Source organism: Flavobacterium sp. DSP2-3-1, assembly GCF_049896865.1.
Lineage (GTDB): Bacteria > Bacteroidota > Bacteroidia > Flavobacteriales > Flavobacteriaceae > Flavobacterium.
On record NZ_JAFCVD010000005.1, the window covers coordinates 212,866 to 235,009 of the forward strand.

Annotated in this window: 18 protein-coding genes; 3 read left to right on the forward strand and 15 right to left on the reverse strand. The window is 34.0% G+C overall.

Annotated features, from left to right (window positions below; all coding sequences use genetic code 11):
* A complete protein-coding gene (locus ACP7AT_RS07885) occupies window positions 1-597 on the forward strand; it encodes an exonuclease domain-containing protein (protein ID WP_426063796.1) in 597 nt (198 codons plus the stop codon).
* Between the two features lie 8 nt (window positions 598-605).
* Here ACP7AT_RS07885 and ACP7AT_RS07890 read toward each other — a convergent pair whose 3' ends face one another.
* The 14 genes from ACP7AT_RS07890 to ACP7AT_RS07955 all read right to left on the reverse strand — a co-directional run bounded on the left by ACP7AT_RS07890 (window position 606) and on the right by ACP7AT_RS07955 (window position 16,684).
* Window positions 606-1,097 (reverse strand): 4'-phosphopantetheinyl transferase family protein, encoded by a 492-nt coding sequence (locus tag ACP7AT_RS07890; RefSeq protein WP_426063797.1) that lies wholly within the window; start codon window positions 1,095-1,097, stop codon window positions 606-608.
* Between the two features lie 17 nt (window positions 1,098-1,114).
* Complete coding sequence (locus ACP7AT_RS07895; RefSeq protein ID WP_426063798.1) at window positions 1,115-1,372, reverse strand: acyl carrier protein; 258 nt, start codon at window positions 1,370-1,372, stop codon at window positions 1,115-1,117.
* 54 nt (window positions 1,373-1,426) lie between these two features.
* Window positions 1,427-2,698 (reverse strand): beta-ketoacyl-[acyl-carrier-protein] synthase family protein, encoded by a 1,272-nt coding sequence (locus ACP7AT_RS07900; RefSeq protein ID WP_426063799.1) that lies wholly within the window; start codon window positions 2,696-2,698, stop codon window positions 1,427-1,429.
* Window positions 2,699-3,133 carry a 3-hydroxyacyl-ACP dehydratase FabZ family protein gene (locus tag ACP7AT_RS07905; RefSeq protein ID WP_426063800.1) on the reverse strand — a complete coding sequence of 145 codons (435 nt, stop codon included), beginning with the start codon at window positions 3,131-3,133 and terminating at the stop codon, window positions 2,699-2,701.
* 89 nt (window positions 3,134-3,222) lie between these two features.
* Window positions 3,223-4,275: a type III polyketide synthase gene (locus tag ACP7AT_RS07910; RefSeq protein ID WP_426063801.1), complete on the reverse strand. Its 1,053-nt coding sequence runs from the start codon at window positions 4,273-4,275 to the stop codon at window positions 3,223-3,225.
* Window positions 4,272-4,985 carry a methyltransferase domain-containing protein gene (locus tag ACP7AT_RS07915; protein ID WP_426063802.1) on the reverse strand — a complete coding sequence of 238 codons (714 nt, stop codon included), beginning with the start codon at window positions 4,983-4,985 and terminating at the stop codon, window positions 4,272-4,274. Before ACP7AT_RS07915 ends, ACP7AT_RS07910 begins: the two co-directional genes overlap by 4 nt.
* Window positions 4,986-6,116 (reverse strand): NAD(P)/FAD-dependent oxidoreductase, encoded by a 1,131-nt coding sequence (locus ACP7AT_RS07920; RefSeq protein ID WP_426063803.1) that lies wholly within the window; start codon window positions 6,114-6,116, stop codon window positions 4,986-4,988.
* Between the two features lie 141 nt (window positions 6,117-6,257).
* Window positions 6,258-8,165, reverse strand: a complete 1,908-nt coding sequence (gene acs, locus ACP7AT_RS07925) for an acetate--CoA ligase (RefSeq protein ID WP_426063804.1) — start codon at window positions 8,163-8,165, stop codon at window positions 6,258-6,260.
* Window positions 8,166-8,693: 528 nt separating this feature from the next.
* Complete coding sequence (gene ilvC / locus ACP7AT_RS07930) at window positions 8,694-10,163, reverse strand: ketol-acid reductoisomerase (RefSeq protein ID WP_426063805.1); 1,470 nt, start codon at window positions 10,161-10,163, stop codon at window positions 8,694-8,696.
* A 56-nt stretch (window positions 10,164-10,219) separates the two neighbouring features.
* A complete protein-coding gene (gene ilvN / locus ACP7AT_RS07935) occupies window positions 10,220-10,753 on the reverse strand; it encodes an acetolactate synthase small subunit (RefSeq protein WP_426063806.1) in 534 nt (177 codons plus the stop codon).
* A gap of 61 nt (window positions 10,754-10,814) precedes the next feature.
* On the reverse strand, window positions 10,815-12,509 hold the full coding sequence (ilvB, locus tag ACP7AT_RS07940) for a biosynthetic-type acetolactate synthase large subunit (RefSeq protein ID WP_426063807.1): 1,695 nt from the start codon (window positions 12,507-12,509) through the stop codon (window positions 10,815-10,817).
* A gap of 132 nt (window positions 12,510-12,641) precedes the next feature.
* Window positions 12,642-14,315 carry a dihydroxy-acid dehydratase gene (gene ilvD / locus ACP7AT_RS07945; protein ID WP_426063834.1) on the reverse strand — a complete coding sequence of 558 codons (1,674 nt, stop codon included), beginning with the start codon at window positions 14,313-14,315 and terminating at the stop codon, window positions 12,642-12,644.
* A 39-nt stretch (window positions 14,316-14,354) separates the two neighbouring features.
* Entirely contained in the window at window positions 14,355-15,470 is a 1,116-nt protein-coding gene (gene leuB, locus ACP7AT_RS07950) for a 3-isopropylmalate dehydrogenase (protein WP_426063808.1), read from the reverse strand.
* Window positions 15,471-15,508: 38 nt separating this feature from the next.
* A complete protein-coding gene (locus ACP7AT_RS07955; RefSeq protein WP_426063809.1) occupies window positions 15,509-16,684 on the reverse strand; it encodes a 2-isopropylmalate synthase in 1,176 nt (391 codons plus the stop codon).
* 154 nt (window positions 16,685-16,838) lie between these two features.
* Between ACP7AT_RS07955 and ACP7AT_RS07960 the strand changes: the two genes are divergently transcribed.
* A complete protein-coding gene (locus tag ACP7AT_RS07960; protein WP_426063810.1) occupies window positions 16,839-18,383 on the forward strand; it encodes a hypothetical protein in 1,545 nt (514 codons plus the stop codon).
* A 504-nt stretch (window positions 18,384-18,887) separates the two neighbouring features.
* On the opposite strand, the gene ACP7AT_RS07965 is transcribed toward ACP7AT_RS07960, so the two are convergent.
* Window positions 18,888-20,864 (reverse strand): alpha-ketoacid dehydrogenase subunit alpha/beta, encoded by a 1,977-nt coding sequence (locus ACP7AT_RS07965; RefSeq protein WP_426063811.1) that lies wholly within the window; start codon window positions 20,862-20,864, stop codon window positions 18,888-18,890.
* Between the two features lie 170 nt (window positions 20,865-21,034).
* Here ACP7AT_RS07965 and ACP7AT_RS07970 point away from each other — a divergent pair, with 170 nt between their 5' ends.
* Complete coding sequence (locus ACP7AT_RS07970; protein ID WP_426063812.1) at window positions 21,035-21,985, forward strand: isopenicillin N synthase family dioxygenase; 951 nt, start codon at window positions 21,035-21,037, stop codon at window positions 21,983-21,985.
* The last annotated feature ends 159 nt before the right edge of the window (window positions 21,986-22,144 follow it).

Here is a 22,144-nt window from a genome sequence, read left to right on the forward strand (position 1 = left end):
ATGTTGGACTGGTTAAAAAATATTAATAAAGAATATCCGGAATTTTGGAAAACCTATATTTCTAAATTTGATAAAAAATCGTCTCGTTTTGTGATTTTATCGACTGAAACATCCGGTTTAAATCCAGATAAGGATGTGATTTTATCAATTGGCTCTTTCGCTATTATTGACAATAGTATTGTTATTGGAGATGGTTTTGAAACGGTTTTGTTACAATATAAATTTTTCCATGAAAATGGACTTTCTCATGAATTTTTAGTAGAAAGCAAAATGAAAAAACTAGGAGAACCTGATGCCATAAAATTATTTATAGAGTTTATAGGGAACTCCGTTTTAGTTGGTCATCACATTGACTTTGATGTGGAAATGATTAATGCAGCCTTGGAACGATTAGGTTGTGGACGTTTAAAAAATGAGGCGTTGGATGTTGATGTTATGCATCGTAAACTTCACGATGTTAATGATAAGCAATTTTCTTTGGATGAACTTTGTACCGCCTATAACATTCCTAAAAGTGACCGAAATTCATCTTCAGAAGATGCTTACAAAACGGCATTATTATTTTTAAAATTAAAATCAAGACTGGGAATAAAGTAATATTTATTCTAATCATTAAGAATAATTCCTTCCCAAAATCGTCCGTGATGACTTATGGAAATGGGTTTTTCTATTTTTGTATTGGAATCTATTATAAATGGAATTCCATTTCTTTTAAAAATTTCCGCAGCAGAATCAATACTTTTAATTTTTTTGAAATGCTCTTCCTTTGCAACAGCAATCGTGTAAATAAAATCGCTTTCAATTTTGCTTAAGGTAAAATAAATTTTTTCTTTTATGGAAACGGTTCCAAAAGTTACATTTTCGTAAAAACATTCTAAACGTAAAGGAAAAAAGCCACGAATTCCTGTTTCCCGATTATATATTTTATAAGCTGCTTCTTTTCGAGACCATAAATTCCAGACCATTATTTCTGGATTTTCACTGGCAGAAATCAATAATTGCTCTTTTACAGTAAAAATTTTATCCAAAAAGCGGTTTCGTTTCCAATTGCTTTCTTTTCTGGCTAAAGCCAAATCTACGATGTCATTTCCAATCATTCTTTAGTAGTAATTCACTAATTTTTCTCTGCTAATTTAGTTTCAATAATCTCCATTGCTGCTTTTACATTTACCATACGTTCCATTGCTTCATTGTCAATTATTATATCATATTTCTCCTCAATATCTAAAATTATATCTACTAAACTAGCAGAATTAATCTTTAAATCATTGATGAAATCAGTGTTTTCCGTAAGGGAGTCAAAAGCTTCCTTATTTTGAATATACGGCTTAACTATGTTTTTTAACTCTTCAATTGTTTGTTCTTTATTCATATTTTTTTTCTTTTTATTGATGTACTGAATTTAAAATTATCTTCCAATACGAGACTAAATGTATTTCTTAAAAATTACGCAGCCATTCACATCTCCAAAACCAAAACTGGCTTTTGCGATTATATTTAAATCCTGTTCAATCAGTTGTTGTGGTATACATAATTCATCAATTATTGCTGAAATTTCAGGATGCAAATCGGCACAATTGATATTTGGGAAAATAAATCCATGATGCAATTGTAATACCGAAGCCACACTTTCAATACTTCCTGCACCAGATAAACAATGACCTACCATCGATTTCAAGGAGTTTATGTATGGAAATTCTTTTCCTTTTCGACCCAAAGCCTCACTCCAATTTTGAATTTCAAGACTGTCTTTTGAAGTTGCTGTCAAATGTCCGTTGATTGCGTCTACATCATTGGCGTTGATTCCTGAATTTTTTAAAGCATCTTGAATGCATTTCTGCACTGCAATAGGATTTGGAGCAGTCATCGTTCCTAAACCACGTTGCCCGCCAGAATTTATATTTCCACCCAAAACTTCGGCATAAATTGTAGCACCTCGCTCCGATGCACTTTCTAAATCTTCGAGAACTAAAGCTCCTGCTCCACTTCCGGGAACAAATCCTGAAGCACTTGAAGACATTGGCCTTGATCCTTTTTCGGGATTTTCATTATGCTTAAAAGTACAGACTTTCATAGCATCAAAGCCACCCCAAATATAAGGTCCGGAATCGCTGGTGCTTCCTGCTAAAATGCGTTTTGCCTGACCTGATTTAATCCTTTCATACGCCATCAAAATACTTTCGGTTCCAGTTGTACACGCTGAGGAATTAGTGGAGACCTGGTTTCCTAATCCTAATTTTCCGCCCAGATAAGCACTTACGCCACTATTCATAGTTTGAGCTACAGCGGTACTACCTAATTTTCTCGTTTGAAAATCATCTATTTTATAAATACTTTCGCGAAATTTATCAATTCCTGATGTTCCTGTGCCAAAAATAGTACCGCTATCCCAATCCGGTTCTTTGTTGATTTCCATTGATAAACCGGCATCTTTCCACGCATCAATTCCTGCAATTACACCGTACAAAATCCCCGTTGAATTAAAGTTTCTTAATTCCAGTTCAGAGAAATATTTTAATGCTAATTCGGTAGAAATTACTGGTTTCCCTGCTATTTGACAAGAAAATTGCAATCGTTCCAGCTCAGCGTCATGCTTGATTCCAGAAATTCCATTTTTAATGGCATGAGTAAACGCTTCAAGTCCTACTCCATTTGGAGCAACAACACCAAGACCAGTTATAACTACTCTTTTTTTCATTTATTTAGAGATTATCATGCCTGCGATTATACCTGTACAAACTACATCTCCTTTTTCATTTTTCATGATGACTTTACATTTCAGTTTTCCAAATCTAAAGTAAACTTTTTCTGAAATTACGGTAACTTTTTCATTTGGAAAAACAGGTTTTAAAAATTCAATTTCTGTTAATGTTAAGGCAATTGAAGCATTTTTATTCAATGAATTATCTAATAAAAAAATCCCCAGACAAACCAAACCAATTTGCGCCATAACTTCCGTTAAAATGATACCTGGAGTCACGGGATTATCTTTAAAATGTCCTTTATAAAAGTCAAGATTTTCGTCAAAAGTATAGGTTCCTTCTACTCCATTTTCATTGATTTGAAGAATTTCGTCCACAAACAAAAACGGTTTTGAATACGGTAATTTTGATATTATTTCTTGGTTAGTCATATTTTTATATACAGATTTCACATACTAATAAAAAAATAAGATGAAATTACTTAATTTGTGTAAATCTTTGACATTTGTGTTAAACTAATTTAAAACTGCAATAAAACTCGTTGTGCTGAAAAACCTGGGCCAAAACTTAACATTAAGCCTTTCTCTCCCTTTTTAGGCTGATTGTCCATTATTCGTTCCAAAACATATAAAACTGTTGCACTTGACATATTTCCGTACAAACGCAAAACTTCTTTCGTGTCGTCTATATTTTTACCCAAACTAGAAAACAAACTTTCAACCGTTTGAACAATCTTTTTTCCACCAGGGTGAAAAATCAAATGATTAATGTCCTCCATTTTTAAATTGTTTTTTTCTAAAAAAGGATGAATAATATCGGGGAAATGAGAAGCAATCGTTTCTGGAACTTCAATATCCAATACCATTTGTAATCCAGAATTTGTAAGTTTAAAACCCATCATGTGAATATTATCATAGAAATGATACATCTCTTCCGCCAAAATTTCCGGACCTTCATCATTTTCATGTGAAGAAAGTAAAACGCAAGCTGCTCCATCACCAAAAATTGCCGCGCTTACAATATTTGCCATTGAAAAATCATCTAATTGAAATGTAGCTGTTGGGCTTTCAACTGCAATTACAGCAGCGCGTTTCCCCGGATTGGCCTGCAAAAAGTTTTTCGCATAAATAATTCCTGAAATACCGGCGGCACAACCCATTTCAGTGACAGGAAGACGCACAATATCCTGACGTAATTTTAATCTGTTTATCAGATAAGCATCCAGTGACGGAATCATGATTCCGGTGCAGCTTACCGTAATAATATAATCTAAATCTTCAGGGTTCCAATTGGCTTTTTTTAACGCTTTTTCTAAAACTTTTTCACCTAAATCGATAACTTCACGAATATAAATATCGTTTCTTTCTTCGAATGACGTTTTTGTAAATACTTCAATCGGATCCATAATGGAATAGCGTTTATCGACTGCTGCTCCTTCAAAAATTTTTTTTACTTTTCTAATGAAACGTTCGTCTTGCCCAACGAGCCATGTATCCAAAAAAGGAATAATTTCATCTGTATTTCTGGAATATTTTGGTAACTGTTTAGTAACGGTTTTGATTTTTACACTCATATTTTTGAAATTATCCATTGGTATCTAAAAGCCCACTTCCAATGAATTTTATAGTTTTTAAAATTTAATTTTTTAGAGAAATTAACTAATTCTTCTTTTTTAAAACCTCTTAAAATTGAAGTCAAGCCGTCTTCTCTGGACATATCATTCAATTGAAACACGAAACATAAAGCTTGAAATAAACGATAGGCAACCTCACTTCGATGCAAATCGTTGATTACAATTCCGATGGATGCATTAGTATGAAAAACATTCAATAACTGTATGATTTCATCGTCTTTGAAATGATGTAACGTCAAAGTGCATAAAACAATATCATACTTTAAATCATTAAATGATTTATCAAAAATATCTTCACAATGATAACTGACATTCGGATATTTTTCTGATAATTTTAATGCGTGAGAGATTGTGAAATTGTTGGCATCTATACCTATTAACTTGAATTTCAAATTATTTTTCAGCCCAAAATCAGCTAAAGTTCGCAACATATCCCCATTGCCACAACCCACATCCAAAATTACAATTTCTCTTGTTTTGGAAAAATCCTGAATCAGTTCCTGTACTCCTTTTAAAGTTAATTGATTTCCACCTAAAAGTTGATTAATTTTGGCTATTTTATCCAAAGCATCACGCAAAATTTCACCTTCCATGGCAAAATCATCCATGATTTCCGGTTTGTCTGTTCTATATTTGGTATTTAGCGCCATTTATGAGTCTAAAATGATTGGTTTTCCATGCGTCTTTTTAATGATTTTAGGCAATAAAAACGGAAATATAATTAATAAACGCATCAATACGACTGAAAGTTTTTGCTTTTGCAAAATATTGGATAAAAATCGCCCCATTTTAAGTCTTTCTCTAAAGTTTAAATTCCATTCGTGAATGTATTTTTCTTCCAGTTCATTTCGGGATTTTATTTCATTTGTATAATATTTATGAATTAATTCTGAAACAATTTTGGCACCATGAATTGCTATTGCCATTCCGTTACCACACAAAGGATGTATCAGTCCTGCAGTATCGCCAATCATCAAAATATGATTTTCAACGACTTGTTTTTTCTCAAAAGAGATTTGGCTTATGGTCAACGGTTTTTCAAAAAGTAAATTACTTTTTTCAAAAATTACTTTTAAATGCGGGTTTTTTGAAACGACATTATTTTGATATTCCTCAATATTTTTAAACTGTTTAAAAGTTTCGTAATCTGCTAGATAACAGATATTAATTCTGTCTTTTTCTACTTTAGAAACACCGCAATATCCGCCTTTAAAATTATGTAAACCAACTAAATCATTTGGGAAACCTCCCGAATAATGTGCTTTAACCGCTAACCAATATGATTTTTTATTAATAAAATCCCGATTCATTTTTAGGTCTACGTTTGAACGTTTTCCAAAAGCGCCAATAACAATTTCTGATTTTAAAATATTATTATTAGTAGTCGTAACTATAAATTGATCGTTTTCGAAGACTATATTTTCAACATTATCTTGAAGAATTATGCAACCGTTTTTAAGAGCTTTCTTGTACAAATATTCGTCCAATGTAAAACGACTTATACCAAAACCTCCCAGTGGAAGAACACTTTTAATTGTTTTTCCGCTTGCTGTTGAAAATTCAAGTTTGGTAATCTTTGTAGGATTTAAATCGTCTAGTTTTAAATCCAGCCAATTTAAATAATGCAAAACCTCATTGGATATATATTCGCCACAAACTTTATGTTTGGGATAACTATTTTTTTCTATAAGCGTAACATGTAGGCCTAATTTAATTAAATGAATTGCCGAAGTCAATCCAGCTAAACCACCACCAATAATTAAAACTTCTTTAGCTTTCATATAGAAGTAAATTTATGGATTTGTTTGAGAATTTTCGCTATACTTTTACAAATAAACTTATATAATTATGAGACTCTAAATAATCATTAGTTTTTTTTTCAAAAAAAAAGCCGCTTTGTAACAAAACGGCATTTAATTTATTTACACTTTCCCTTCTTTTATTTCCTCGACAATCTCTGGATTTAATAAAGTTGAAATATCCCCAAAATTAGAATAATCTCCTTCGGCAATTTTTCGAAGGATTCGTCTCATAATTTTTCCCGAACGGGTTTTTGGCAAACCAGAAACAAACTGAATTTTATCTAACTTGGCTATTGGTCCAATATGATCCGATATGTGCTGATTAATCTCTTTACTAAGATTTTGTCTATCACGATATTCTCCGCTTTCTTTTAAAATTACAAAACCATACAAAGCATTTCCTTTGATGTCATGCGGGAAACCTACAATTGCTGATTCCGCAACGGCTGGATGCTCATTAATCGCGTCTTCTATCGGTGCCGTCCCAAGATTATGACCCGAAACAATTACGACATCATCTACTCTGCCCGTTATTCTGTAATACCCTACCTCATCGCGTAAAGCGCCGTCTCCGGTAAAATATTTACCCGGAAAAGCAGAGAAATAAGTGTCTTTATAGCGCTGGTGATCACCCCAAATGGTTCTGGCAATTCCCGGCCAAGGAAATTTGATACACAAACTTCCGGTAACCTGATTTCCTTCAATTTCATTGCGCTTTTCGTCCATCAAAACAGGTTGGATTCCCGGTAACGGTAATGAAGCGTATGTCGGTTTTGTGGGTGTTACAAAAGCAATTGGCGAAATCATAATTCCTCCAGTTTCTGTTTGCCACCACGTATCTACAACAGGACATCTTTTATCTCCCACGTGATCGTTATACCAATGCCAAGCTTCTTCATTGATTGGTTCACCAACAGATCCAATTACTTTAAGCGACTTTAATGGATATTTTTGTACAAATGCTATATTTTCTTTTGCCAAAGCACGAATAGCAGTTGGTGCTGTGTAAAATTGAGTAACTTTATGTTTTTCGATTACTTCCCAAAAACGGCTAAAATCAGGATATGAAGGTACTCCTTCAAAAATTACAGTTGTCGCTCCGTTCAATAATGGGCCATAAAGGATGTAAGAATGTCCCGTGATCCAACCAATATCGGCAGTACACCAAAAAACATCATTCTCTTCATAATTGAATACATTCTTAAAAGTATACGCTGTGTAAACCATGTAGCCAGCCGTAGTATGCACCATTCCTTTAGGTTTTCCAGTTGAACCAGAAGTGTACAAAATAAACAATGGATCTTCGGCATCCATAATTTCGGCAACATTATTGTCTGATGCTTGATCCAAAAGAGGTTGTAGCCATTGATCACGACCATCTTTCATATAAATTTCGGTATGAATTCGTTTGGCTACTAAAACTTTTTCTATACAAGAGCATTTTTCTAACGCTTCATCAATTATTAATTTTAAGTTAATAGTTTTATTGCCACGATACCCACCATCTGAGGTGATAACCATTTTACATTCGCTGTCATTGATGCGACTGGCGACTGCCGATGCTGAAAATCCTGCAAAAACAACAGAATGTATGGCTCCAATTCTGGCACAAGCCAATACTGAAACGGCTAATTCAGGAATCATTGGCAAATAAATACACACACGATCTCCTTTTTTTATGCCTTGTTCACGCAATACGTTTGCCATTTTACAAACGCGTTGGTGCAATTCATTATACGTAATATGCAATGCCGCTTCTGAAGGATCATTTGGTTCAAAAATAATTGCTGTTTTTTCTCCTCTTTTAGCAAGATGTCTGTCAATACAATTTTTTACTATATTGACTTTTGCTTCAGTAAACCATTTGATGTCGGCATCAGCCATATTAAATTCAACCACTTTATCCCATTGTTGGTACCAAGTGAAATTTTCTTCTGCTATTTTACCCCAAAATTTTCTAGGTTCACGAACTGATTTATTGTAATGTTTAAAATATTGTTCTAGATTTTCAATTTTGTAGTAGCTCATGTTATAATTTTTTATAAAAGTATTAAATCTCTCGCAATTCTTAAAATAATTTAAATTATAAATAGTTACAAAAAAAAACAGATTCGTAAATAAAAAAGCTGTTTTAATTGTAATTTCTTTGATTTTTATTGTTTTAGACCAAATGTGTAATACACAAAAAAGCGAGACAGATGTAAATCTACTTCACCTTATGTATTTACAAAAATTTAACAACAATTATTTTAAGGCTACAAATGATGATTTTTTGAAAAATAATCAACCAAAACTTTTCTTCTTGAATTAAGAAATTTATTGTTACGCTTTTATTTAAGATTCCAAATATAAATAGACATGAATATAATACTATCCTATTAATTAATTTGGGATTACTTCACTTAACTTCTAACAAATTTAAAGTTAAGTGAATGTAAAAGCAACCATATCTATTTATCATTGTAACATTTTATAACTAATTCAAAAAGTAAGAAATCAAATGATATAGCGCTAATCCCGGCACACCTTTTTGTGTAATAATTTCAATCGTATTATTTACCCTAGTTTTTTCATTGCAATCATCGATTCTCTTAACCATTCCCCTACTTCTTCAATTGGATGCTGACGAATACTTTTGTTAACAGCAATAAGAACCGCATTATCTACTCCATTTGAAGTTGAAAAAGGTTTTCCTATTACATTAGTATCAACTTTTTTCATGAAATCCGTTAATAACGGTTTACAAGCATGATCAAATAAATAACAGCCATATTCTGCAGTATCAGAAATGATTCTGTTCATTTCATATAATTTTTTTCGGGCTACTGTATTGGCTATTAAAGGCAATTCGTGTAAAGACTCATAATATGCTGATTCTTCAATAATTCCTGTTTGTGTCATGGTTTCAAAAGCCAATTCTACACCTGCTTTTACCATTGCAATCATCAAAACACCATTGTCAAAATACTCTTGCTCTGAAATATGCGCAGCTGTTGGCGCTTTTTTTTCAAAGTTTGTTTCTGCAGTTGCAGCTCTCCAAGTCAATAAATTGACATCATCATTTGCCCAGTCAATCATCATGTTTTTTGAAAATTCTCCAGATATGATGTCATCCATGTGTTTTTGAAATAACGGACGCATGATGTCTTTTAATTCATCTGCCAATTCGTAAGCTTCAATTTTTGCAGGATTTGACAAACGATCCATCATATTTGTAATCCCACCGTGTTTCAAAGCTTCCGTTACTGTTTCCCAACCGTATTGAATCAATTTTGAAGCATACGCTGGTTCAATTCCTTTTTCGACCATTTTATCGAAACATAATATTGAACCTGTTTGTAACATTCCGCAAAGAATGGTTTGCTCTCCCATTAAATCCGATTTTACTTCTGCTATAAATGAAGAGTTTAAAACTCCTGCTTTGTGACCACCAGTAGCAACTGCGTATGCTTTTGCTTGCTCGAAACCTTCACCGTTTGGATCATTTTCAGGATGAACAGCGATTAAAGTTGGTACACCAAAACCTCTTTTATATTCTTCACGCACTTCTGATCCTGGACATTTTGGCGCACACATAATTACAGTGATGTCTTTACGAATTTGCATTCCTTCTTCAACAATATTAAATCCATGAGAATACGCTAATGTTGAACCTTTTCTCATCAAAGGCATGATTGCCGTAACGACAGCAGTATGTTGTTTATCCGGCGTAAGGTTACAAACCAAATCAGCAGTTGGAATTAATTCTTCATATGTTCCCACTTTAAATCCATTATCAAAAGCATTTTTAAACGAAGCTCTTTGTTCTGAAATTGCATCTGCGCGCAATGCATAAGAAATATCCAATCCAGAATCTCTCATGTTCAAACCTTGGTTCAAACCTTGTGCTCCGCAACCAACAATGACTACTTTTTTTCCTGCTAATGCTTTAATTCCATTTACAAATTCAGATTGATCCATGAATTCACAAACGCCTAATTGTTCTAGTTGTAATCTAAGTGGTAAGGAATTGAAATAATTTGCCATTTTTTATTTTTTAATGATTGTAAAATTTAATAATTGATAGGTTTACTAATTGAAAATTAAACTGGTTCTTGTTTAAGTTCTTCTAATAATGTTGAAATCTCCATTTTTGCTTTGGAAACAGATATTCTTCCGGAGCGAACAAATTGCATGATTCCATAAGGTTTTAATTTTTTGTACAACGATTCTATTTCAGCACGTTGTCCGGATTTTGAAATCACAAAAAAGTCTCTTGCAACCGTGACTATTTGGGAGTGGCTTTCTTTTATTATATTCTGAATTTGTTTCTCATCAAAAAGCAAGCTCGATTCAATTTTAAATAATGCATTTTCCAAGAAAATAGTTTCTTCGTCAATATGATAAAACGCTTTAATGACTTCGATTTGTTTTTCGATTTGTCCAACTATATTGTGGACCCATTTTTCGGTTGTGTTGACTACAATGATAAATCTTGAAACATTTTCAATTTCAGATTCGGATACATTTAAACTCAAAATATTGATGTGGCGTTTCAAGAATATTCCGGATATTCTGTTTAGTAAGCCAACGTTGTTTTCTGAATAAACAGAAATGGTGAATGTTTTATTTTCCATTTTTTTGTTGTTTGATTAGTTAACCGTTTAATCGATTAAACGATCAACCATAATAACTATTTTAGGACAAACGAATGTCTGAAACCGACGCTCCTGTTGGAATCATTGGGAATACGTTATTTTCTTTTTCTACCATAACTTCAAGGAAATACGATTCTTTTGAAGCCATCATTTCTTCAACGGCCGCATCTAAATCTTCCCTTTTTGTTACTTTTTTAGCTTTAATATAGTAACCTTCGGCAATGGTAATAAAATTAGGGTTGGTCATTTCCGTAGAAGCGTATCTTTTGTCAAAAAACAATTGTTGCCATTGGCGTACCATCCCTAAAAATTCATTGTTTAGCACTACAATTTTCACGGGAACTTTGGTTTGAAAAATAGTTCCTAATTCCTGAATCGTCATTTGAAAACCTCCATCACCAATAATGGCGACAACTTCACGATCTGGCATTCCCATTTTGGCACCTATAGCCGCAGGCAATGCAAATCCCATAGTTCCTAGACCTCCTGAAGTCACATTACTTTTTGTCGAATTGAATTTGGCATAACGGCACGCAAACATTTGGTGTTGTCCCACATCCGATACCATAATCGCATCTCCTTTAGAATGTTTGTTGATCATTTCAATAGTTTCTCCCATAGAAATGCCTTCTTTTTTGGGTTTTAACTCGTCATTGATTACTGCTTCTAATTCAATCTCATATTTAGCTTTGAATTCATTGTGCCAAGATTCATGCGTGTTACTTTCGATTAAAGGAAGTAAAGCGGTTAAAGATTCTTTTAGATCGGCTAAAACAGCCACGGCAGTTTTTACATTCTTGTCTATTTCTGATGGATCAATTTCAAAGTGAATTACTTTGGCTTGTTTTGCATAAAAAGCTAAATTTCCTGTAACACGGTCGTCAAAACGCATCCCAAGCGCAATTAAAACATCACATTCATTCGTCAAAACATTAGGTCCGTAATTCCCGTGCATTCCCACCATTCCTACATTCAGTGGATGATCAGTCGGTAATGCCGAAAGCCCTAAAATGGTCCAAGCTGCCGGAATTCCTGATTTTTCTACCAAAGCTTTTAACTCCGCTTCCGCTTCACTAAGAATAATTCCTTGTCCAAATATGATAAATGGTTTTTTTGCAGTATTGATTATCTCTGCCGCTTCTGCCACTTTTTCAAGATTCAAAATTGGTTTTGGATTGTAACTTCTAATACTGGTACATTTTTTATAGCTAAATTCGATCTTATCAAACTGAGCATTTTTTGTAATGTCAATTAATACGGGACCTGGACGACCAGATTTAGCAATGTAAAATGCTTTAGCCATGATTTCAGGAATTTCTGAAGCTTCCGTAATTTGATAATTCCATTTTGTTACCGGGGTGGAAATTCCAATAATATCTGTTTCTTGAAACGCATCTGAACCCAATAAATGCTTCCCAACTTGTCCCGTAATGCAAACCATTGGAGTTGAATCGATTTGCGCATCAGCAATTCCGGTGACTAAATTTGTTGCTCCCGGACCCGAAGTTGCAATCGCAACTCCCACTTTTCCTGTTGCTCTCGCAAAACCTTGTGCTGCATGAGTTGCGCCTTGTTCATGACGCACTAAAACGTGGTGCAATTGATCTTTAAATTTATATAATTCGTCGTAAACTGGCATTATGGCTCCACCTGGATAGCCATAAACCAAATTTACCCCTTCTTCTAAAAGGCATCTTATAACGGCTTCGGCGCCGGATATTTTATTATTTTCCATATATACATTTATTTTTTTTCCTCCCCCCAACCCCCTCCGAAGGAGGGGGAGGGATAATGCAAGGGAATTGTTTTTTCACTTCTGAATTTTCAGTCTCGACTCCCCCTCCTTCGGAGGGGGTTGGGGGGAGGACTATTTATCGGTTACACATCCTTCAGAGGCACTTGAGACCGAACGCATATATTTGAGTAACACTCCTTGTTTAATGGGTGATTCCGGTTTTTTCCAGTTGGCTTTACGTTTTGCCAATTCTTCGTCAGATATTTTTAGATTGATAGTGTTTTTCACAGCATCAATAGTAATCACATCACTATTTTCAATTAATGCAATTCCGCCACCCTCATAGGCTTCTGGAGTGACATGTCCTACTACGAAACCGTGAGACCCTCCAGAAAATCGTCCGTCAGTAATTAAAGCAACAGTAGTTCCTAAGCCAGCTCCCATAATTGCGGATGTTGGTTTAAGCATTTCGGGCATTCCCGGACCGCCTTTTGGACCACAGTACCTAATAACCACCACATTTCCTGGTTTTACTTCGCCTTCTTTAATACCTTTTATTACATCGTGTTCATTTTCAAAAACTACCGCTGTACCTTCAAAAAACTCACCTTCTTTTCCACTAATTTTAGCCACACAACCCTCTGAAGCTATGTTTCCGTATAAAATCTGAATATTTCCTGTGGTTTTTAATGCTTTTTGGATTTCATGAATTACTTGTTGTCCATCGTTTAAATCAGGAACTGAAGCTAAGTTTTCAGCAATTGTTTTTCCGGTTACCGTTAAACAATCTCCATGTAAAAAACCTTCTTTCAATAAATATTTCATTACTGCCGGGACGCCACCAACATTATGTAAATCTTCCATTAGATATTTACCGCTTGGTTTTAAGTCAGCGAGCAATGGTGTTTTATCACTAATATCTTGGAAATCTTTTAATGTAAGATCGACACCTACTGAATGTGCCATTGCAATTAAGTGCATAACCGCATTAGTAGAACCTCCTAAAACAGCCACAATTGTAATCGCATTTTCAAATGCTTTACGAGTCATAATATCTCTAGGCTTAATATCTTTTTCCAATAATATTTTGATAGCGTCACCAGCATCAGCACATTCTTGTTTCTTTTCTGGACTCAAAGCAGGATTAGAAGAACTGTAAGGTAAACTCATCCCTAAAGCTTCAATCGCAGATGACATGGTGTTAGCAGTGTACATACCGCCGCAAGCACCTGCTCCCGGACAAGCATTTTGTATCACGCCTTTAAAATCTTCAGGTGTAATGGTGTTGTTAAATTTTTTTCCTAATGCTTCAAAAGCAGAAACAATATTCAAATCTTCACCTTTCCATTTCCCTGGGTGAATAGATCCTCCATAAACCATGATAGAAGGACGATTTACTCTACCCATCGCCATTACAGCTCCTGGCATATTTTTATCACAACCTGGAACAGCAATCATTCCATCATACCATTGTGCTCCCATAACAGTTTCGATAGAATCGGCAATAACATCACGAGAAACTAAAGAAAAACGCATTCCATCATTACCATTTGAAATTCCATCACTGACGCCAATAGTATTAAAAATTAAACCAACTAAATCAGCTGCCCAGACGCCTGTTTTAATATCTTTAGCCAAATCGTTTAAGTGCATATTACAAGGGTTTCCGTCATAACCCATGCTCACGATTCCGATTTGTGCTTTTTTAAGATCTTCTTCCGTTAATCCAATTCCGTACAACATGGCCTGAGAAGCTGGTTGTGTTTCATCTTGAGTAATAGTCTTGCTGTATTTATTTAATTCCATCATATGATTATTTGTATGTAAATTATTTTATTTCAAAGTTTAAACAATTGTAGACTGCCCTATGTAGACATTGTCACTTTTAAAATATAGGTCGTCTTTGCTTAAAATATAATTCGAAATAAAATCTCCAACTTCATTTGTTCCAAATTTGGAATACGGATTCAAATCTGCCGTGACGACGTTTAACTCGATTGCTTTGTGTACTGCTTCGTATACTTTCTGAGATTCTACATAAAGGCCAAAGTGTTCCAAAAGCATCGCCGCACATACTATTGATGCAATAGGATTGGCAATGTTTTTACTTTTTGCATCAGTATAAGAACCATGAATAGGCTCAAAAAGCGCAGTTGAACTTCCTAATGATGCCGATGGAATTAATCCTACTGAACCAGTAATTACACTAGCTTCATCAGACAAAATATCCCCAAATAAATTTTCAGTTAAAATGACATCAAATTGTTTTGGATTAATAATAATTTGCATGGCAGCATTATCAACTAAAAGAAATTCTAAGGTTACATCAGGATATTCTTCAGCAATTTCTGTAACCACTTTTCTCCATAATCTTGAAGTTTCAAGAATACTGGCTTTGTCAACCAAAGTCAATTTTTTTTGTCTTTTTTGCGCCGTTCTAAAAGCCAAATGACTGATTCTAATGATCTCTTCTTCTGAATATTCACATAAATCCGATGCTAAAGTTCCTTGTTCGTTACTCTTTTTTTCGCTGAAATAGGATCCTCCCGATATTTCCCTGAAGATTACAAAATCAGCACCTTCGATTATTTTTCTTTTCAAAGGAGATAAATCCAATAAGTCATTATATGGTTTTATAGGTCTTATATTTGCATATAATCCTAATGCTTGTCTTAATTTTAACAATCCTTCGATGGGACATAATTTTGAATTTGAAACCAAATCATAATTGGAATCATCAACTGCTCCAAATAATATTGCGTCCGTATTCAAACACAAGTTTAATGTTTGCTCCGGCAATGGAGTTCCTGTTTTCTCAATGGCAACAGCACCAATAAGAGCATCTTCAAAAACAAACTCGTGGTCAAACACCACTCCAACTGCATACAATGCTTTTTTGGCTTGTAAGATTACTTCCGGACCTATTCCGTCTCCTGAAAGTACTGCTATTTTTAAATTCATAATAGTAGGATTTAGTTTGTAATAGAATTTAAAATATTTTAATTAAGGATCAATTCCTTATTCATTTTACACGCTTCAACTATCTGATGAATATCACCATCCAACACTTCTTTTTTAATATCGGCAAACTTTAAAAACTCACCATAAACCACATCCAATTGTACTTTTGTAAGTTCGTACCCAACTTTTTTGGCTCTGTAGGCCAACGCTGCTCTACCACTTCTGGCGGTTAACACTATTGATGATTCATTGACACCTACTTCTAAAGGGTCCATGATTTCATATGTTGCTCTATTTTTTATCACTCCATCCTGATGAATTCCGGAGCTGTGCGCAAAAGCGTTCGCGCCAACAATCGCTTTATTGGATTGCACCATCATTCCCATACTTTCAGAAACCAATCGGCTCATTTCATTCAGCTGACGTGTATTGATATTGGTATCGAAATTTAAATGCGGATGCTGTTTAAAAATCATTACCACTTCTTCAAGAGCAGTATTTCCAGCTCTCTCCCCTATTCCGTTTATGGTACATTCAATTTGTCTGGCTCCATTTATAACTCCTGCAATAGAATTTGCTGTTGCCATTCCTAAATCATTATGACAGTGACAAGACAAGATTACGTTTTCAATGCCTTTAACATTTTCTTTTAAATATTTAATCTTTGCACCATATTCTTCCGGTAAACAATATCCAGTTGTATCTGGAATATTAAGTACGGTTGCACCTGATTTTATTGCTTCTTCACAGACTCGAGCCAAGAATTCATTATCCGTTCTACCAGCATCCTCCGCATAAAATTCTACATCTTCAACATACGATTTAGCATGTGAAACGGCAAATTTTGCTCGGGCTATAATATCTTCTCTAGTTGTGTTTAATTTGTGTATTATGTGCGAATCAGAAGTTCCAATTCCAGTATGTATACGAGGTCTTTTTGCATGTTTTAAAGCTTGAGCAGCTACATCAATATCATTTTTCACTGCTCTTGTTAATCCGCAAACAATTGCATTTTTAACAACCTTACTTATTTCTAAAACAGATAAAAAATCACCTGGACTAGAAACAGGAAAACCAGCTTCAATAATGTCAACGCCCATTTCATCGAGTCGATTTGCGATAACAAGTTTTTGATTGGTATCTAATTTACATCCTGGAACCTGCTCGCCATCTCTCAAAGTGGTATCAAAAATTTGAACTTTCTCTCTATTCATTTTCATTTATTTAATGTAATTTCACAACTTGACAACAAAAATATCTTTCATTTCTTTATTCTAAAACTCAATTTAATGAAATATACTGCTTATAAAGCAATTAAAAACTTTGTAATCAACTGAAAAACATAACATTAAGAGACTACATTCTACAATGGCTAACCATCAAAAAGATTTCTTGTTTGTATTAATTAAATCCCTTTCAAAATCTGAAAAAAGACAATTCAAGATTTTTGCAAGCCGATTGGAAACCAGTTCCAATACAAAGTTCATCGAACTATTCAATATTTTTGACAAATCAGAAGTCTACGATGAGAAACTCATTTTGAAAAGTGGCATCATTAAAAAAGTGCAATTATCAAATCTTAAATCCTATTTGTACAAACAAATTTTGGTAAGTATTCGATTGAATATCCCGAGTCAAAACATTAGATATCAGCTTAGAGAACAAATTGATTTTGCTGCCATATTGTACAATAAAGGGTTGTACAAGCAGAGTTTAAAAATCTTGGATAAAACAAAGATTTTAGCTTTAGAAAATGACGAAAAACTCATGGCGTATGAAATTGTAGAATTCGAAAAACTTATTGAATCACAATACATTACACGAAGTATTCAAGGACGCGCTGATGAATTAGTTATTCAGGCCAAAGAACTGAATTATCGCAATACCATTTCCAGTAAATTATCCAATTTATCCCTTCAATTATATGGTATAATGCTTAAAACCGGTTACGTAAAAAGTGACGAGGAATATAAATACATAGACGACTATTTTAGAAAACACATTTCCAAATTTGATGATAAAAAATTTGGATTTCGGGAGAAATATTGGTTTTACAATGCCAATCTTTGGCGAAGTTTTTTAGTCCAGGATTTTTTATCATGCTATAAATATTCTTTGAAATGGGTAACACTTTTTTACGATAATCCTGGCATGATTCATTTAAATCCTGTATTTTTCCTAAAAGGAAATCATTATTTATTGGAATCTTTATACATGTTGAAATACAAATCAAAATTCAAAAAGTATTTATCACTGCTGGAAGATACTATTAAAGATTCCCATTTTCCGGTTAATGACAACATCGCGTCATTATCATTCTTATATGTCTATAACAATAAATTAAATTACCATATTCTGGAAGGAACCTTTGCAGAAAGCGAATACTTAATTCCCGATGTATTAAATAAATTAAAAATTCATACGGACCATCTTGATGAACATCACGAAATGTTGTTTTATTATAAATTTGCATCTATTTATTTCGGGAACGAAAAATATGTTGAATGTATTTTCTATTTAGAGAAAATAATAAACAACAAAAATCTTTCGATGCGGGAAGATTTAATGTGCTTTGCCAGACTACTATGTTTGATCGCTCATTACGAATTAGGAAAAGATTATTATCTGGAAAATCAGTTGAAAAACACTTATAAATTCCTAATCAAAATGAATGATTTGCATGAAGTGCAAAAAGAAATCATTAAGTTTTTGAAAAATTTAAACTCCATTTATCCAACAGACATCAAAAAGGAATTTGTAAAAATGAGAGCGCGTTTTATCGAATTAGAAAAAAATACTTATGAAAAAAGAGCCTTCTTATACTTAGATATTATCTCCTGGCTGGAAAGCAAAATTGAAAACCGAAAAATTAGCGATATTATTAAAGAAAAAGCCAAGTTGATTAATCGATAAGATTTTAAAGATTAATATTATTTGCAACAATTTAAATATTTTTTCCTGTGTTTTATTGCTGTAATTTTAATATTAAACGCGATGCATATTATAAATTCTTGCTTCTATTGCTAACTACTTACCGATAAATTCAGTATCTGTTAAGTATTTGTTTTAATAAAAACCACTATTATTTGATTTATAATAATATTTAATGATCCAACGTACTGCACTGATTGTCACTTTTTCGACCAGTACTAGTTGTTATAACGATCTGATCTTACGTTACATCTAGTTTTTTTTATTTAAAATAAAATTTGCAGTTCCAAAAATAAATTTTAAATTTAGAAATACTTAAATCAAATACTTATGAATGGATTTTTTAAAACAATTCTCGCAGGTTATGGTGCCAAAAAACTAGGCGGTGGCTGTTTTGGTACAATTCTAATTTTTATAATTATCTATTGGATCTTAGGTTATTTTTAGAATTACAACGCTAAAAATAACCTAATTATAATTTCAATATTAGTACGCCAATAGTTCTTTCAGATCATTTTCGAATCTGCTTTTTGGTAAATATTGATCTTCCAATGCTTTTGTAAATGGAATTGGCGTGTCTAAACTTGCCACTCGTTTTACTGGCGCATCAAGGTATTTGAAACAATTTTCCATTATCATTGCCGAAATATCACTGGCTATTCCACCAAACATAGAATCTTCCTGATAAATAATCACTCTTCCTGTTTTCTTCACCGATGCAAAAATAGCTTCTATATCCAAAGGTTGCAAGGTTCTTAAATCCAACAAATCAGCCGAAATTTCAGGATTTTTTGCTAAAGTATATAGAGCCCAATGCACGGCTGCACCAAACGAAATAATTGTAACATCATTCCCTTCTTTCAATAAAGCGGCTTTTCCTAATGGAATGGTATAATACTCTTTTGGTACATCTTGGTAAACGCTTCTGTACAATTGTTTGTGCTCAAAGAATAATACCGGATTTGGATCGTTTATAGACGTATTTAAAAGTCCTTTTGCATCATAAGGAAATGCCGGATAAACAACTTTTAAACCTGGAGTTTTGGTAAACCAAGCTTCATTGGTTTGCGAATGAAAAGGTCCTGCTTGTGTTCCGCCGCCGCAAGGCATCCGAACCACAACATCGGCTTTTTCTAACCATCGGTAATGTGATTTGGCTAATAAATTCACAATAGGATTAAAACCAGTCGAAACAAAATCAGCAAACTGCATTTCCACAATCGCTTTGTATCCATTAATGGACAATCCCATTCCTGCCGATACCACTGCGCTTTCACAAATGGGTGTGTTGATTACCCGTTCTTTTCCAAACTGCGCTACAAAACCATCTGTGATTTTGAAAGCACCGCCATATTCAGCAATATCCTGACCCATGATTACTGAGTTTTCATGGCGTTCCATCGATTGTCTCAAACTGCTAGAAATCGCATCTACAAAACGGATATTTTCATTCTCTTCTGAAGGATTAACTTGCTCAAAAACATACGATTTGTAAACATCATTAAGCTCTTCACTTAAAGAAGCTTCAATCTCAGGTTCGGCGTTGGCAATAGCCAAACTTTCATCAATTTCCTTTTTTATTTCAGCATTCAAAGCCGCATCAAAATCAGCTGTAAGAACTCCGTTTTCTGCCAAATATTTTCTGTAATTTTCTACAGGATCTTTAATCGCCCACACATCCATTAGCTCCTGCGGTACGTATTTGGTGCCACTCGCCTCTTCATGCCCACGCATTCTGAAGGTTTTGAATTCCAATAAAACGGGACGCGGATTTACTTTCATCGAAGCCTTCAAGTCAGATAACAAATTATATACTTCCAGAATATTATTTCCATCCACAATATGACTTTCCATTCCGTAGCCTTTTCCTTTATCGGCGAGGTTTTCACACCTATATTGTTCATTCGTTGGAGTCGAAAGTCCGTAACCGTTATTTTCTATCACAAACAGCACCGGCAATTCCCAAACCGAAGCAATGTTCAAAGCTTCATGAAAATCTCCTTCGCTTGTTGCTCCTTCACCAGTAAAAACTGCCGTAACTTTTCCGTTTTTCTTTAATTTATTCGCCAAAGCGATTCCATCAGCAACGCCTAATTGCGGGCCCAAATGTGAAATCATTCCTATAATCTTGTATTGTTGTGTTCCAAAGTGAAAACTTCGATCACGACCTTTGGTAAAACCATTGGCTTTGCCTTGCCATTGCGAAAAAAGTCGGTACAACGGAATGTCTCTTCCGGTGAAAACACCAAGATTTCTATGCATAGGCAAAATATACTCATCCGAATCTAAAACTGCCGTGACACCAACAGAAATAGCCTCTTGGCCAATTCCGGAGAACCATTTTGATACTTTTCCCTGACGAATTAGAATCAACATTTTTTCTTCTATAAGTCTTGGTTTAAGTAACCGTTTGTATAAATCTAATAATTGATAATCCGTGAGATTTTTTCTGTCAAAAGTCATTTTTAAGTTTTATTGTATGGTTCAAAGATAAAAAAATATAACAGTTTGAATGTATTTTGTTATATATTTTTATTTTACTCCTAAGTTTAAAATTAAGATATAAAATTATTCTTTACATTTGTATCTGCAAGGTTTTAGGCCTTCAAGTTATTAAAAAATATTTAAAAAGTATGCAAAACATTCCCAGTGTTGACTTGCGTGATTTCCTTTCGGACGACCCGAAACGTAAACAAAAATTTGTAAATGAAATCGGAAGTGCATTTGAAGATATTGGCTTCGTGGCACTCAAAGGGCATTTTTTAGACGACCAGTTGGTTGATGAATTGTATGGTGAAATCAGAAATTTTTTCGCTTTACCTTTAGAAACAAAACACAGTTATGAAATTCCTGGCATTGGCGGACAAAGAGGCTATGTTTCTTTTGGAACAGAGCATGCTAAAGGCAGAAAAGAAGGCGATTTAAAGGAGTTTTGGCACTTTGGACAATACGTCTCTGAAGATTCAAAATACGCATCTGAGTATCCTGAAAACGTTGAAGTAAAAGAGCTTCCCCGTTTTAATCTTGTAGGTAAACAAGCGTACCAAATGCTTGAAAAAACCGGCGTTTATGTTTTGAGAGCTTTGGCTTTACACCTTGGTTTGGATGAATTTTATTTTGACCAATATGCCAAAGACGGAAATTCAATCTTACGACCTATTCATTATCCACCGATAACCTCTGAACCAGCAAACGCCATTCGTGCAGCAGCTCACGGTGATATCAACTTGATTACTTTATTGATGGGTGCGCAAGGAAAAGGGTTGCAAGTGCAGAAGCACGATGGAGAATGGATTGATGCCATTGCTGAATCGGATGAATTAGTTATCAATGTGGGTGATATGTTATCGCGTCATACTAATAACAAATTGAAATCAACGATTCATCAAGTGGTAAACCCACCAAGAGAATTATGGGGAACTTCACGTTATTCTATTCCGTTTTTTATGCATCCGGTGAGTGACATGAAATTAGATTGTCTAGAAAATTGTATTGATGCAGAACACCCAAAAAAATTCGAAGATATAACGGCAGGAGCCTATTTATACGAGCGTTTAGTAGATTTGGGACTTATTAAAAAATAAACTTAAATTTACTTCAGATACCAAAAGACATTAAGTGTATGCTTAATGTCTTTTGTTTTTTTTAATGGTGGAGACTTAAAGAAAACAGCATAATTTTAACCACATAGAAACATAGATAGAACAGAATAATACAAACCATTTTTGAATTTACATAGCAAT